Here is a 16,567-nt window from a genome sequence, read left to right on the forward strand (position 1 = left end):
GTCATACCCATCGTGGGCTTGGCAGCTTCCTGGCTGGCAAGGCGCAGGCGTCCGACGCTTGTTTCAGCACCACGGTGCCCAAGCTTTACCTGATGTCTTCCGGCGAACTCATGGAGAACGCCGCGGAGCTCCTATCCGGCACCCGCTTCCCGGCGCTGCTCGAAGATGCCTACCGTTGGTTTGACCGGGTGGTCATCGATGCCCCGGCCGTGATGTCGGCCTCCGATGCCCAGGCGATCGCCCGCTACGCCGATCGCACCTGCCTGGTGGTCGGCGGAGCCGGAGCGGATCGGCGCGAGCTGCGTCAGTCGGCGGAACTGCTGCGCTCGACCGGTGCAAATCTTGTCGGATTTGTCTGGAATGAGCGGCCTGCCGAAGGCATATCCGGCCCGGGCCCAAGTATCACGGTTTCACGTAATAGTATCGAGGCACCGGTTGATGCAGACTCCAAACAAGTTGAAGCCAAAGCGGTGAAAGCTTCGGACTCATCCTCATCCCCTATCCCCTTTCCGGTTGGAAAAAAGGCATGATCTGCCCTACTTTCAACCATTCCAGTTGTTCGACATGTCGTTCCGGTCACCCGCCGGTTGGATCTGTCTCCGTATTCCCCCCGAATCCCCCTAAACATGAAAACTTCCCCCCCTTTGGAGGTAGATGACGCTCCCCACGTCCGCCCTCCTTTCCTTGATTCAAGTATTCCCCGGCCATTTTCGCTACGGCACCGCCAACGCCCATGGGTTGCTCACCAGAAGCTGGTGGCCCTGAGCTTCTTCGGTGATGCGGCGGTGGTCTTCATGAGTCTGCTCGTCGCCTACCTGGTGCGTTTCGAAACGGGTATGCGTGAAGTGGGGGTTCATGATCCGGCAATGGATCTCGGCAGCTATCTCGGCCACGTCCTGATCGGTGGAGTCCTGCTCCAGTTCCTGTTGGTAAACTTTCGTCTGCACGATCCCCGCAATTATCTGGCGATTCGTCGGACGATTGTGGTGATTCTGAAGTCTTGTGTCATCTGGCTGGTTGCCTTTCTCGGGCTGACTTTGACCCTGAAGATCGACCCGCCCATCAGTCGGATATTCTGTCTAGTTGGTGCCGTGTTCTGCTCGGCCACACTCGTCGGCTGGCGCTGGATTCTGTATTGCATCGTTCGCCAAGAGGGCATTGCCGATGCGCTGCGTCAGAAGGCTCTGTTTGTAGGCTGGAATAGTGAATGTCAGCGTGCGATGGCGCGCTTCAACGAAGGGCGGGCCCACCGGGTTTCCGTGATTGGTGCAGTTCAGGGAAGCAACAGCCAATTTGATGAGCAGCCTCCGTCCGATGTGCCGGTTCTCGGTGATTATGAGAACATCCGGACGATTCTCCGCGACTCCGGCACGGATCTGGTGATGGCGGTCGATGGCTCGCTGTCGCGGGAAGACATGCTCGAGCTGGCGGAAACCTGCGGCAAGGAGTTCGTCGACTTCAAGCTGATCCCGAGTTGTTTCCAGGTGCTTGTTTCCGGCCTCCAGCTTGAAAGCATTCACGGCATGCCGGTTCTCGGCATCGGCAAGCTTCCGCTTCATTACGCCTTCAACAATGCGGCCAAGCGCTGCATGGACGTTGTTGGCGGTCTTCTCGGACTGATCATCTTCGCGCCCGTCATGGCGGTCTTTGCCGCAGCGGTGTATCTCGAATCACGTGGTTCGGTCGTCTATCGTCAGCGTCGCATCGGTCTCAATGGGGCTCCCTTCGACATCCTCAAGATTCGCAGCATGAAGCTCGACGCCGAGTCGGAAAGTGGACCGGGTTGGACGGTCAAGGACGATCCCCGTCGCCTCAAGGTCGGTGGCTTCATGCGGAAGTGGAACATCGATGAACTTCCGCAGTTCTGGAACGTGGTCAAAGGAGACATGAGTCTTGTCGGACCGCGTCCCGAGCGCCCCGAGTTGATCGAGGGATTCAAGGAGGAGATCCGCCACTACAACGTGCGTCACAACGTCAAACCAGGTGTCACCGGTTGGGCACAGGTCCATGGGCTTCGTGGTGATACCTGCCTGAAGGAGCGCATCAAGTTCGACCTCGACTACATCGAGAACTGGAACTTCTTCCTCGATTTCCAGATCATGGTCATGACCTTCTTCAAGCGGAAAGGCGCCTGCTGAACACCGACTGCTGTTGCATGGGCCGGGGACCATTTCCGGCATGCCGAACGGCGACACTCCAGCCCCCCATTTAATATTCGTGTCCATTCGCGTCGATTCGCGGTTAGCTGGAGCGGCCTGCGAGCCGGAATCCATGGAAACCGAGACCAACACCCACGGGAAACGGCGTGATCGCTCGATCCGCTTGGCCGTCCTGACGTCGTTTCTCTCGAAAGCGGGGACGATCCTCCTTCAATTCATGGCGATCCCGATCGCGGTGCGCGTGATGGGTCGTGAGGAGTTCGGGGTGTTCAATAGCGTCAGTCTTGCGCTGGCGACCGTGGCGCTGCTCGAGATCGGGATCGGTCCGGCGCTGGCGCACGGGCTTTCCAAAGCGAATGCGAACAGCGATGCGCAGGGACGCCGCGAACTTTCATCCACCGCTTTCTTCATGATGATGGGACTGGCCCTTCTGGCGGGCGCGGTGCTGTCGACCGTCCTTTCGACGATTCCTCTAACAACAATCTTTGGCGACAAGTTCGAGGGGCTGGATCCGGTGATGCGCCCGGCACTATGGCTGGGCCTGGTTCTCTTCCTGCTGCTGTTCGTGCTCAATCTAACAGATCGGCTGCGGGAAGGATTGCTCGAAGTCGCCGTGACCAATACCTGGGGAGCATTTGGTAACGTGGTCGCTGCCGCTGCAGTGGCGATCGGTGTCGGGGTTTTCAAGATTCAGGAAGTCTGGTATCTGGTCCTGGCGATTCATGGGGCAGTGGTAGTTGCGAAATTTTGCAATACGGTCGGGCTGTGGGCAAAGCATCGCGACCTGATCCCATCGCTGCGATTCGTGAGGCCGAAAGTGGCCCGCCATCTCTTCGGCGATGGTCTTGCGTTCTCCACCTGTTGTTTGCTGACCGGGGTGGTGGAATACAATCTTTGTGGATGGATGGTAGGTCGCGAGTCGGGACCTTCCATGGTTGCGCTTTACGGGATCTTCGTTTCGCTGACTGTGATGCAGCTTGGTTTCGTGATCATGCTGAGCACTCCGACCTGGCCGGCGGTTGCCGAAGCGATTGCGCGGGATGATCGCCCCTGGGCGCGGGTGGCGGCGAAGAAGTTGTATCTCTACGGTTCGGGATTCGCGCTTTGTTCTGCACTTGGACTGGTCGTGATCGGTCCTTGGGCGCTCGAGTTGTGGCTTGGTGAGAGTTTTTCGAACATCAGTCGGGGGATGCTTGCCGCTTATGGGTTCTACGTGGTGGCGCATATCTGGCGTCACTTGAATCATGCCTTGTCGATCGGTGTTGGGAAAGTCAATCGGCTGGCTCGGGTGCAGTTGATCGAGACCTTCATTCTTGCGATTGCAGCCTGGGCCGCGCTCAAATATGGCGGCATGGGCCCGATGCTGGTGGCCATGGCAGTGACGATTTTTGCCGTCACCGGTTGGGTGCTGCCACGCATGGTCGCCAAAGAGCTGAAGGGAGACGACGTGCCGATCTGAACGGTGCACGGTCGACCTAGTCTGGCTGATTGGAAAATCGTGCTTCGATTCCAAATGCGGAAAAAATGAGGCTGCCTAGTTTCGTGTGTCATGACCGAGACACCACAAAGAATGCAGTCTCTTCGGAGGAATATCGTCGCACTTGCTTCACTGCCCGAAACCGAATCGCCACTTATCAGCGCCTATTTCGATGCCACCGAAGCCCCTGAGGCGATGCGATTGCTCCTTGGGATTTGGAGTTCGTCCGTGCGTTCGACCTTTTGTCGCGAGCACCAGCAGGACTTCGAGGAAGCGAAGCGAGCGGTGTTGGATGTGGTCGCTGACGGGTGGCCGCCGGGATGTCGGAGTGTTGCCGTTTTTGCGCGTGGTGGTGAAAGCCCGATGAAGATGGTGGTGCCCCTCGGAGCGAGGATCGAGCCTTCATTTCACGCTTCGGAGCTCCCCGTGATCTTTCCGCTGATTCAGGCGAAGGACCGTTTTCATCGCTATGTGATCGCCATTTGTTCGGAGGAGAGCGCTAGGATTCTTGAGGTGACCCTCGGTGCTGTCAGTGAAGAGTTGCTGGCAACGACTCCGGAGCTGCGGTCGCGTCTCGGGAGGGAGTGGACGCGTGAGCACTACCACCATCAGAAACGTGAGCGTCATCGGCGCTTCGTCAGTGAGAAGGTTGAGATCATTTCTGATCTGATGTCCCGGCGAGGACACAACCACCTGCTGCTTGCGGGGCATCCCCGCTACGTGAACCGCCTGAAGGATGCCTTGCCAAAGCATCTCGCGGCGCGAGTGGTGGGGGAGATCTCCAAGTCACCGAACGGCAAGGATTACTCAAGTATCCTCGAGGAGTCACTGGATGCCTTTGTCGCCGCCGAGTATGAGGAGTCGATTCAGAATGTGGTGCGTCTGCATCAGGAAATTCGTCGTGGCGGGCTGGGAGTGGTGGGCATCGAGGAAAGTTTGAGAGCCGTTCGTGACGGGAGCGCGGATCTTTTGATCATCTCCGAGAACCTGCCGGACGAAGAGCGGGAGGCACTTGTTAGATTGGCGACCTTGCGCGATGTTTCGATTGAAGTCTGCGAGGACGACCCTTTGATCGATGATTACGGTGGCGTCGGTTGCCTGCTACGATATCGCGTGGAATTCGCCAAAAGTTGGGCGGTTGAAGAACCTGTGATCTGAGGCCCAGGAGTTGGACTGATCATGAGTGGCCGGTCTGGCCGTAAATTGCGGCCTTAGGAATCCGCTTCTTCAGTTCTTGGAGTGCCGCCACAATGGCAGGGTCTCCTTGAATCCGCAAATCGATCCGATACTGCGCATCGCAGGTCCATCGGAGCCGCAGTTCGCTGGAAACGTTTTGAACTTCTACGGGAAACATCGCCTGGCGTTCGTCGCCAAGCCGATGGTTCTCGATCCGGCTTAGCAGCGTTTCCACCTGCTGATCGGCGAGCCCGGCGTCGATGTTCTCGCGGATCGTTTCGATGACAAAGGGGAGATACTCCGTTTGGGTCTGGATTCGAACTCTTGGAGCGCGGCGATAGGCGCTGTCGAGTTCCTTGATCATTTCCTCGGAGCTGGCTTCGCCAAGCCGATCGAGTCGCCTTGAGTAGTAGCGGCGCATGACGAGGATGCCGGTAATGGCCAGCAGCCAGGCACCGATGACGGTGCCGATGACCAAGGTTGGAAGATTGTCCGGAATTGTCGACATGTTGCGGCATCCTACACCGGCAAACCGTTTTGACGAGTTCGGAGTTCTACGAAGTTCTTGGAAGTCCGTTGATTTTAAAGGAATGGCGCGTTGAGTGGGTGGTTGCGATGATGGAATCTCCGTGCTTTCCTTAAACCGGAACGATTTTGGGGCCATTGGCAACCGGGTCTGCACCCGGCTCCCCCCGGAACTTTTCCAAAAAACCCTGCTTTGATGACTTACCGACTGAAATGGTTCAGCCTGCTGGCCGCGCTTCTCTGGATCTCCGCCGGTCTGGTGCGAGGGGAGGCGATGCTGCAGTATTTCAACACCAGCTGGGCGGAGCTGACGCGCAAGATGCCGGAGCTGGCGGAGGCGGGTTATGATTCGCTGTGGCTGCCGCCTCCCACAAAGGCCTCGGGAGGCTTGTCGGTCGGTTACGATTGCTGGGACCGCTTCGATTTAGGTTCGAAGGATCAGCGTGGCAGTGTGAGGACACGCTATGGCACCGAGGCCGAATTGCTCGAGATGGTGAGGGTGGCCCATCGTTTTGGCATCCGCGTCTACTTCGACAATGTGATGAATCACAACGCCTTCGATGTACCGGGATTCAATGCCTTCACTTCGATCGAAGTGTATCCGGGATTTTTGCCGGAGGACTTTCACCTGCGTCGGACCGAAGATGGTTTTTATCGAAAGTGGGACAACACGCGGGACTGGAACGACGCCTGGCAGGTGCAGCACCTCGGGCTGTCCGATCTGATCGACATCGCGACCGAGCCGGGAACGACGAACCGCAATCATGGCGCTTTCGAGGGCGATACGATTCCGAAGATCAGCTTCGTGCGCCACGAAAACCAGCCGGAGTATTATTGTTACAAGCCGAGTGGGCCCGGACAAAAGCATTCAAGGGGCGAGGGGCTCTATGTCGGCTTTGGGCCTGACAATGGCATCACGGTGGAGGACATCGCCGCCAACCGGGATTTCTACTCCGAACTGGTTGAAGATTTGCTGCATCGTTCGGCGCGCTGGAAAATGGACCGGACGAAGGCGGATGGCTTGCGCCTGGATGCGGTGAAGCACACACCGGCGGATTTTTACGGGGCGACCTTCGGCACCGACAAGGACTTCTCGAATTACGGCTATACCGGCCAGATTCAGGAGCAGTTCAACTTGAGTCGCGGATTCTCCGACTGGAGCAACCATCGTGATTCGGTCTTCAATACCGAGCAGGGCCGGGACGATGCGATGCTCTTTGGCGAGCACCTCGGAGAACCGCCGGCCTACGGCCCCTACGTGGATGCCGGGATGCGTTTGGTCGACAACGACCTGCGTTCGAACTTCAACAACCTGCTCGGCAACCCATCGGCCGGGCTGAACGGCTTCGATAAACCGGGCTCGGGAGGGTTTTCCGCTCCGGTGGCGGTGATGCATGCCCAGAGCCACGACAATGACTTTGCGGCACGACGCGAACTCCAGCATGCATTTTATTTCACGCGGGAGGGCATGGGCCTCGTTTACACCGATGGCAACTACCACGCCGAGACGCTGGGTGAAAGTGGCGGGGCATTTCCGCGGCATGCCAACACGTCATTCCTCGGCCAGTGGGGGGACCCGCGATTGCCGAATCTGGCCCGCTTCCACCAGGACTTTATTCGTGGCTATCAGCAGGGAGCGAAAGGTGATGATCCGGACTTCGTTGCCTACGAACGACTCGACAAGAGGACGAATGGCGGGATGTCGGATGCCGACGGCGTGGTCGCGCTGGTGACGGTCAATGATAACTACGCGAGCGGCCAGGGGAAGGAATTCACAACCTCATTTCCGCCGGGTGCCCATCTCTATCAATATGCGCGTGGAACGGCGGCGAACGGGGACTCGTTGAATGGCTTCTATCTAACACTTGGCGACGGCGGTTTCGGTCGTGGCTTGATCACCGGTGATCTCGGTCAACCGAATGGCACGATCGTGCCGCCGGGTGCCTACTACCTTTTCTCATGGAAAAATCCGGATCCGTCCAAACTTTGGGAATCCGCAGGAGGCAAGCCGATCACCATTGCGCAGTCGGGCGAAGAAGTCGGAACAGTCACAGTGACGCGACGCGATGGTCCGGACGGGGATCCGGGATTCAATCCCAATGGATTGCCGGACCCGGTGACTGACGACTACCAGTATGATATCGAATTGCCACGCGTGACGAATGGCAGCGATCTGGACTTCATCGTGCGCACCGACGGATCGGCGGAGAACATTCTTTTCCGGCTCGATGGAGGCGTCGATCTGAATGGCAGTGGGAGTGATCCGGCCAAGCGTGACAACCCTCCGGGAGTAAGCAACGATACCTTCCTGGGATATGAACAGCCGACCTTCGTCGACCGGCAGTTCGGCGAGAAGTTCGCGGCCGTGGATACGACCCGAAACAAGCTGGGTTCGGGCGGTGCCGAAACCTTCGTGACGGAGATTGGAAGCGGGGTGTTCACCAACGTCGATGGGCCAACCGCTGCGAATGATTTTTCAACGGATGGCGGCAATCTCGCAGCGTTTCTCTTCCATGATCCTGAAGCCGTCGTCGGGGGCGCGCCCGGTGGCGGATGGCCGGACGACCTGGCACCGAAACAGTATGTCGAGGATGCAACAACGATCTCACTGTGGGCAAAGCCGAATGGGGTCGGCGGTGGATTCCGGATGTTCTGCTACTACACGAGTGATGGGAGCAATCCCGAAGGAGCGGGTGGTGTTGGGACGGGAAGCACCGAAACCGTGGAGTTGAGCTTTTCCCACAATGAAGGGGGAGACGACTGGTGGATGAATGCTTCGCTTCCGAAGCCGCCGGGTGGTGAGACACTCAAATACAAGATCGGGATCTACAAGGAGGGGGCTTCGAGCGTGTTTCCCTCGGATCCCGGGAATGTGGGGCGCAAGGAGTCGATGATGACGACCTTTGCCGTCGAAGGCTTTGATGCGACGAGCATCGAGTATTTTCCTCACAACGACTACGCACGGACTCCAGTTCCTGGAGCGGATTACTCCACTTGGCCATGGGCGACGGAAACCGGGCTTGATGAAGGTTTCCATGTGCTGCGTGCGCGCGCCTTTCTCAAGCGCGACGGCCGCGCGCCGATCTTCAAGACCTTCGTTCAGACCTTCTACTACGATGCAAGTAGGCCCGATGGTCAGATCGTGTTTCCGACGAACGACGGTGAGACGGTCGGCGGGAGTGAGTATGGCTTGGTGATCCGGGCGGATCGTTCCACGAGTGAAGTATGGTATCGGATCACCGACGGAGATGCTACAAACGATGACAGCGAGACAGGTGCTGAAAACGGCAATGGGGCATGGGCGCAGGCAAGTTTGGTGACGCCGACGGCTGCGATCAATCCTTTGGATCCGGATCATACCAATGAGTTTCGTTTCAACTACGTCAATATCCCGGCGGCGGGTGTTGGTGGCGGAAGTGCGACGATCGAAGTGAGGCTGAAGGAGTTGAGTTCTTCCGACGAGCAGGGCTTGAGTGATGTCGATGGTCACTACACCACGCTGACCCGAACCGTGAATACCGCCGGACCGGACTTGCGGATGTTCGTTGCTTTTCCGCAGGCAGATGGGGACCCGATTGACGACAGCTATGTGGTGAAAGCCTATTTTTCGAAGTCCTTGGCGGATGGTCTCAGCGAAACGGATCTGATGGCGCGCTTTCAGGTGCGCTATGGTGTCAACGAGGGATGGCCGAGTGGCGCTCAGTTTCTCAGTTCTCAAGGACTGACGATCAACTTCAACGAAACCGCAGATTACCATGCGCTGGCCTTCACCTTGCCGAATCTCTACAACGGGATTGAGGAATTCCTGCATCGGATTGAAGTTACTCACGATCGTCCGGATCCTCAGTCCGACCTTCTGGCGACGCGATTGGTCACGGCACTGCCGAGCACCAAACCGCGGGTGACGATTCTGCAACCGCAGGAGATCGACAGTGACGGCAAGCGGGTGGAGTTGATTCTGCCCGATGGTCCGGGTGCGGATTCGCTCGACTTCACGGTGCGGGTCGAAACGGGTCTTCTGGCAGACGAGGTTACCCTGACATTTGACCTGGGAAGCGGAACTCTGGTACCGGCCGATCCTGATCCGGAGACCGGTGAGGCACGACCTGAGATTGTTGGTTCGAGTGCCTTCTGGGATTTCATTTGGACGATCGACACGCCTGGTTCATTTCGTTTGTTGGCGACGGCTGTCGGGGAGGGTGGTACGGCTTTTGATACGCGGAATGCCACCGTGATCCTGCGCCAGTTGGTGGACGGTGATCCAGATGATCTCGACGACGATGATGACGGCTTGCCGGATCTCGCCGAGGGAAGCCAGACGCCTTTACCCAATGGTTTTCCAAGCAATGATCCTCGCTTCAAACCCAATCCGGAGCTGTGGACGAATGGCGAAGTGCATGTCCACAACGCCTACGGGATGTCGAATCCGTTCTGGCCCGATAGTGATGGCGACGGCTTGCCGGACGGGCTGGAAGTAGGGTGGCGAACTGCTGGACAGGATACCAATACAGCAAGCGATACGAATGGCGACGGCCGTCCGAACTTCACCGGCGATCTGGACCCGCCTTTCTACAACACCCTCGACAATCTGGGAAGTGTCCCCGGCGTGAACAGCGCAAGTGAAGGGGGCGATCGTGCGAGGCAGTTGTGGGGATCGCTGACCAATCCGGGCAACCCCGATACGGATGGAGACGGTCTGTTGGATGGTGTCGAAGATGCGAACGCCAATGGCTGGGTCGATGGCGATGGCGAGTCACTGGCAACCAATACCGGGCCAAGTCTTGCCCGCAATTGGCCGAACGGAAAGATGGATCCTGCAGAGACCTGGACGGAGACCTCACCGACCGATGCGGACACGGATGACGATGGGCTTTCCGATGGCTTCGGAGAGGATGCAGATTTCAATGGGGCAATCACCGGAGACAGTAACAATGATCGAATGTGGCAATCCGGCGAAGTCTGGAGTGAGACGGACCCGCTCAAGGCGGACACCGATGGTGATGGCCTTCCGGATGGTTGGGAGCGCCGGTTCGGACTCAATCCTCTGGATAACGGAAGCACGAGCTTTGATGGAACGCTTCCCGACGAGGTCAATGGAGCTTCGGGCGATGGCGACGGCGACGAGTTGAGCAATCTGCAAGAGTTGCTGGCAGGGACGGATCCTTCGGTGGACAACAGCGTGGTTCTTCTCCCGGGAGAAGAGATCGTGATCGGCCCGGTTTCCGAGGATGAAGCGATTGTGCGAGGCAGCGTGAGCAACCGGCAGGAGTTCACGGATTGGACGATCGACGACCTGGTGGTGCTGGATACCTATGAGGGTGATGGTGGGGGCAACCAGGGGGGGGACACCTATCTCGGTTATGATGGATTCGATAGTTCGCGGGATCTGGTCGCTTTCTATGCGCGGGATGGGGGAGATTCCTCGGTTGGCGGCACCGACGAGTTTTACTTCCGCGTCGATCTTCAGGATCTGAGACCCTTCGCTGAGGAAGGTGGGCTCGACCTCTACGTGGTGATCGATACGGGCAACACGGGAGTGGGTGAGTATTCTCTGCCCGATGAAGTCGATACCGGCACCTTGATGCGATGGGAGGCAGTGGTCGCCGTCTACCAATCGAACAGTGGAGCGGTTTACGTGGATACGAATTCGGCGAACAACAGCACCGGAATCAATGAGGACCTGACATCCAAGGGGGTTCAGCGGCGGACGCAGGATTCGGTCAACGGATTCAGAAAGGTCTATTTCGATAGCCGCTTCGATGCGATCGAGTTTTCGATCAGTCGCCAAGTGCTGCTCGATGCCGGTTGGCTGGGTGATCCCTCGAGTCTCAACTTCCAGGTGTTCACGACCCGGGACGGGACAGGGAACTCGCCGCAGGGGGCGGGGGATATTGGCGGGCGGACTGATATTCGGGATACGATTTACGACGACTACCTCGCGGAAGACTACTGGCGCGATCAGGGATTCATCGGTCTGAACAGCGAGTTGCGTTCCTGGTTCGGCTACAACGGTCCGGACAAGGGCAAGCGGACCAAGGTGATGATGCTGACCCATGGCAACGAGGCTTTGCGGCCCGGGTCCGAGATTCAGGAGCGGATCAACGATGACAATGGTGCCGGCTATCACCGGATGCTCGATGTGCATGATGCCTATGGTGCGAAGGTCGGCCTGCACGTGACGCCGACCCTCGCTTCAGCGATCGAATGGGCGGCAGCAGATCCGGGGGCGGTCGAGCCCTTGCGTGATGGCCCGGCCTTCAATGATCGGATCGGAGCGCTTGCCGAGGCCGGCACCGTTGAGTTGATCGCTTCGACCTTTGCAGATGCGCCGCTCGCGTATTTCGACCAGGCCTGGCTCGATGACAATATCGCCCTTTCGAATCGCTTTCTGACGAAGATCTACGGCATGGCACCTTCTTCCGAGGTGTTCTGGATTCCCGAGCGGATCATTGACGAAGGGGTGCTGGCAAAGGTCAGCGCGGCGGGCTACTCGCATGTGTTCGCCGATCAGTTCCGTCATATCGTGGATCGCTTCGGTCGTTCGAGTGCCTTGCTCGACGATGGCTATCGGATCAATCGAATCAATGGGCTGCGGACGATGGTGATCAATGATGAGGCGTCGGCTTTCCGTTTTCTGAATACCGACAATGGGCTTGGCAACAGTCTACGGGGACTCATTTCAAGGAAGGCGCGCAGTGGTGAGCAGCATCAGATGCTGGTTCTATACAGCGATTGGTCCGACTTCAGGAACAAGGCAAATGCGGATGCCTACGACCGGAACGTCGCCTGGTTGGCGAGCCGCCCTTGGGTGGAGTTGGTCGGACCGGACCAGGTTGCGAGAGGTCAGGTAGACCTTTCGCTCCCGCCCGACGGCGGAGGTGATATGTTTGCCCCGGTTGAGCGGGGGAACACAACCTTCGGGCGCAAGCTCGGCCCGCTATGGCTCGATCATGCGACGCAGGGCAATTATGATTTCTGGTGGTTTGGTTCCGGTCAGGAGGAAAGTCTTCGCGACAAGGTCTTTGAGATCCGACCAGGCGTTCCGATTGCGACACCGGATGATGATTTCTACGGTGTTCAGAATTTCGACGGCACCGGGTCGGGCATTGCATCGGATGCATGGTCATCGGTGGCATCGCTGCCGGTCGATCGGCTCGGTCGATTGGCGCGGGGAACTTATCATGCTTCGACTTTCCTTGCGGGATGGCATGATGAAGACAACAACGACTTGAGAACCTACTCGACGGGCGATTTCATTTACCCGGATACGAGTTTCGATAATCTCGCGGCATTCTCCAAGCGGGCGCAGGCGCAGACGCGTTTTGCCGCGCGTTATGCTGAGGTGGCAAGCTGGGCGGCGGCACCTCCGAGCGAAACTCAAGCGATCGCCAAGGATGTCGATCTCGATGGGGAGGACGAATATGTGCTGATGAACGGAAAGGTCTTCGCGCTGTTCGAGAGGCAGGGCGGCCGTTGCGTCGCCGCGTGGACGCTGGCCTCCAATGGAGAAGCGATTCAGGTCGTGGGGAATCCACTTTCGGCAGCTGCATTCGAAACCGAAGACGAAGGAGACTCGAATCAAAATCCTGACGGCAGCGTGAGTGCCCGGCGGACTTCTGCCTTCAAAGACTGGTTCGCGAACGTGGGTTCCGGACAGTATGTGAACGACTACTACTCGTTTGCCGCCACTCCCGATGGGTGGGTCTTTACCTCGTCCGATGGGGCGATTGCCAAGACCGTGACCTTGGGTGATACGGCGGACACTTTGGTCGCGGATTACGCATTGAGCGGCAGTGTTGACAAACTCTTCGTGCGCTTCGGCCTTAGTCCGGATCTCGATGCCTTGCTGACCCAAGGGCAGGCAGGGCTTTCGGTGGCAGCGGTGAGTGGCGGGGTGGAAGTGAGAAACGTGAGTCCCGCGCTGAGTAGTCGGGCTGTCATTGGCCTCGATTCGAATGTTACCTGGCAGTCGACAGCGACGGATGACGATGCCGGCAATCAGGATACCATTCCGATGCGGAACCAGGCGCAGGTCCAACAAGTTGAAGTCGAAAGTCAGGGCACGGAGTTCCGGGTTTCGCTCAGTCTCGGTGTCACCTTTATCGATGAGGATGAGGACGGGCTTCCGACGGCCTGGGAAGACGACAATGAACTGGATGACGGTGATGCTTCAGGCGACAATGGAGCGAATGGTGATCCGGATGGTGACGGCCTGAACAACCTGACCGAGTGGCTGTTGGGAATGAATCCTCAATTGGATGACCGTTCGGCATATCCGAGAGTGACAATTTCAGCCAATGAATCAGGTGTGATGCTGAGTTTCCCGACGCTTCCGGATCGCATCTATCAGTGGGAGACGTCCAAGGATCTAAAAGACTGGGATGAAATCGGTGCTGCGATCTCGACGGAAGGCGCGGCCAGCCAAAACGTGATCGAATTCATGGGAGCGACGACCGAGCCGCTGCAATTCTACCGGATGAAGGTGGGTGGGCTGTAAACGAACAAGGCAAAGGTAGAATCAGAGTCCTTCCGCAAAGGGCCGGAGAAGAAAGCCGATGCCGTAGGCGAGGCCGGAGGCGAGCGCGCCGATGGCCAGGGTCTCGAGGATGCCCTTGATTTGGTTTTGATCGACGACGCGGGCTTTCAGGCTGCCGATGATGGCGAAGGAGATGGCGGTGAGCCCGCAGGCGACGGCGAAGGGCCGGTCGATCATGTCAGGTCTGACGAGCTCGATGAGGTAGGCGACGAGGGGGATCGCTCCGATGATGATGAAGGCCACGAAGGTGGCGATGGCGGCTGTCAGGGCGCGCGGCCGGTGGGGGCCGATCCCATGTTCCTCCTGAAGCATGGTCCGGACCCAGCGGGATTTGTCGGCGGTGATGACGTCGACAACCTTCTCCAACGTTTCTCCTTCGAATCCCTTGCGGGCGAAAATCTGGCGGATTTCCTCCCTTTCACCCTCCGGATGGATGTCGATTTCGAGCTCCTCCTCGCGCTTGGCCTTGGCGGCGGCCTGATTCTCCGCGCGGGTCCCGAGGAAGTTGCCGGAGGCCATCGAGAAGCCATCGGCGAGTAGGTTGGCGAGGCCCATGATGATCACGATTCCGGATGGCAGGCCGGCTCCGGCGACCGAACTGACCACGGCAAAGGTGGTCACTGCCCCGTCGATTGCTCCATAGACCGAGTCCTTGAGATAGTCTTGGGAGACGCCTGATGTCAGGCGGCGATGGATGGCCTCGGGAGTGTGCTCGGCGGCATGTTCAGGATGGTGCGACACGATGGCTCCGAAAGGGTGCTCGGATCCGATTTGCAGGTCAATGATCAGATCGACGAAGTAAAACTGGAGCAGTCAAGGTTTTCAGTCTTTTCGTTTGCTGTAAGTGCCTTGAGTCGGAAAATTGAAATCCCATGTTCCCAGCAATGATGGTCGCTGAATCTGCGTGGTCGGTGGTTCTTAGGCGTGGGGAATACGGAGAAGGACTTTTTAAGTCCTTTGCGGTGGAAGGGGGGTAAGATGGCTCTGGGGTTAGGCGAAAGGAGTTACAAACTCCTTCTCCATAGCGCTCCGCGCAAACTCATCGATGCCAGGAACCGAGTCGTCGTATCGGGCGTCATCTGAAGGAACTCTTTTCCATATGTCTTGCAGCGCGGCGGAATAAATATCACCGCTTGATGCTCCTGAGGTCGCTCGGAGAAGTGGGGCCTCTTTTTGTTGGAGGCTCCAGCCACGTGTTGCGTACTCCAGGGGATCTACAGGTTGGGATGCGGCACGGTGTAGAGACCGGCGTATCATTTATCCCTAGGGATCCGTGCGGACACGGTAGAAGAAATAGTCGTCGGTAGCGAGGACGCTATGGGTGGCGCTCACGACGTTGCCCGTGCCGGAGATGGCGCTGCCGGGGACGTCGGTCCAATCACCGGTCGAAAGATCGCTCCGAGACTGAAGAACGTAGTCGACACCGAGTTGACTCTCCCATTTCACCGTGACGATGTTGCCACTTCGGGAAATCGAACTGACCTTGAAGAACGAAGATCCATCCAGCGGATCAGTTTTGGCGATGGCTTCGTCCTCGTTGCTTTGTCCATCCGAGTCCTGGTCGCCGGCGGGATCCAGAAGGATGATTGGAGTGGTGGATGAGTCGGGATTTGGTGAACCGGTGTCCGATGATCCTGGAGTGGTGGAGGAGATCCCGGCGGAGCTCAGCGAAGTTACGGTCGCATAGTAGGTGTTTCCAAAGCTACCGGTGAAATTGACGGTATTCGATCCGTCACTGATCACCGTACCGTCGGCCAGGTCATTGCCGCCGGGTGTGGTGCCGATGTCGACGACGTAGGAGGTGATGTTGTCGTCGGGTCCGCCGGGAGGAGTCCAGGTAAAGGAACCGTTCGTGCCGATGGCGTAGTGGGTCGTCAGCGGCGCAGGTGAGGGTGGGGGAGTGACGTCATAAAGTTTGAGATACTTGGCTTCGTAGGGGCCTGCGGTCCAAAGAGCATTCTCGGTGGGGACCTTGAAGAGCTTGACTTCAAAGCCGGAGGATTTCAGAGCGGCGCCGCTGATGCCACTGCCCCATTGCCAGGTGTCGCGGCGTCCCGAGTCCTGCCCGAGGTAGGCGGCGATGTTCTTCGAGTTGTAGGTTCGACCGTCCTTTAGTCCGATCAGGGGTGCCAGTGCGGATGGGATCGTGAAGTTGTCGCTGTGATCGTTGTTGCGGTCCAAGTTGGTGAAGGCGAGGACGACATCCTTGAAGGCGGGAGAGGCATTGGCCTGTTCGTATTTGGCGACGGCGAAAAGCTTGTCGTTGAAGTTGTCGCCATTGAGGAACCAGCGGTTGACGCTGCGCAGGCTGGGGCTCGAGTTGCGGGCGGCATTGATGCCGGAGTAAACCTGGTAGAGTTGATCGTTTCCAAAGTTGGTGTCGTCCCAGATCGGATCGAGCGAGTTGTATTTCTTGAAGTGGCCGATCTGCTTGCCGAAGTTGGTTTCGTAGAAGTTGAATCCGTAGGTCCGCGAGATGCCGAGTTCCTGGCCCATGAAGATCATCGGAGCTCCGTCCATGGTGCCGGCAACCGAGTAGCGGACGAGGGCTTCGAAGGGATCGGTGTAGTTTTCCTCGTCGTGGGAAGTGTTGTTGATCAGGACGAGTCCCTGCCCGTAGCTGTTGCGGCGCTCTTCGAAGATCTGCCGGTAGTCGTTGGCGTTGCTCGCGCTCTTGAGCGGGAAGACGATGTT

The 16,567-nt window shown here is 58.1% G+C and carries 6 protein-coding genes and 2 pseudogenes; 5 read left to right on the top strand and 3 right to left on the bottom strand.

Going from position 1 to position 16,567, the window contains the following annotated elements:
- The 4 genes and pseudogenes from WBG04_RS19220 to WBG04_RS19235 form a co-directional block, all read left to right on the top strand.
- Positions 1-530, top strand: a pseudogene (locus WBG04_RS19220) (hypothetical protein); the annotation flags it as partial.
- Positions 531-626: 96 nt separating this feature from the next.
- A complete protein-coding gene (locus tag WBG04_RS19225) occupies positions 627-2,138 on the top strand; it encodes a sugar transferase (protein WP_424316339.1) in 1,512 nt (503 codons plus the stop codon).
- A gap of 133 nt (positions 2,139-2,271) precedes the next feature.
- A complete protein-coding gene (locus WBG04_RS19230; RefSeq protein ID WP_424316340.1) occupies positions 2,272-3,618 on the top strand; it encodes a lipopolysaccharide biosynthesis protein in 1,347 nt (448 codons plus the stop codon).
- A gap of 111 nt (positions 3,619-3,729) precedes the next feature.
- Complete coding sequence (locus tag WBG04_RS19235; RefSeq protein WP_424316341.1) at positions 3,730-4,794, top strand: hypothetical protein; 1,065 nt, start codon at positions 3,730-3,732, stop codon at positions 4,792-4,794.
- 19 nt (positions 4,795-4,813) lie between these two features.
- Here WBG04_RS19235 and WBG04_RS19240 read toward each other — a convergent pair whose 3' ends face one another.
- A complete protein-coding gene (locus WBG04_RS19240) occupies positions 4,814-5,320 on the bottom strand; it encodes a hypothetical protein (protein ID WP_424316342.1) in 507 nt (168 codons plus the stop codon).
- Positions 5,321-5,533: 213 nt separating this feature from the next.
- Here WBG04_RS19240 and WBG04_RS19245 point away from each other — a divergent pair, with 213 nt between their 5' ends.
- On the top strand, positions 5,534-13,834 hold the full coding sequence (locus tag WBG04_RS19245; protein ID WP_424316343.1) for an alpha-amylase family glycosyl hydrolase: 8,301 nt from the start codon (positions 5,534-5,536) through the stop codon (positions 13,832-13,834).
- A gap of 21 nt (positions 13,835-13,855) precedes the next feature.
- Here WBG04_RS19245 and WBG04_RS19250 read toward each other — a convergent pair whose 3' ends face one another.
- Both WBG04_RS19250 and WBG04_RS19255 read right to left on the bottom strand, forming a co-directional pair.
- Positions 13,856-14,614: a VIT1/CCC1 transporter family protein gene (locus WBG04_RS19250; RefSeq protein ID WP_424316344.1), complete on the bottom strand. Its 759-nt coding sequence runs from the start codon at positions 14,612-14,614 to the stop codon at positions 13,856-13,858.
- A gap of 522 nt (positions 14,615-15,136) precedes the next feature.
- A pseudogene (locus WBG04_RS19255) lies at positions 15,137-16,567 on the bottom strand (hypothetical protein); the annotation flags it as partial.

The sequence above is a fragment of the Haloferula sp. genome (assembly GCF_049672945.1).
In the GTDB taxonomy this organism is placed as follows: domain Bacteria; phylum Verrucomicrobiota; class Verrucomicrobiia; order Verrucomicrobiales; family Akkermansiaceae; genus Haloferula.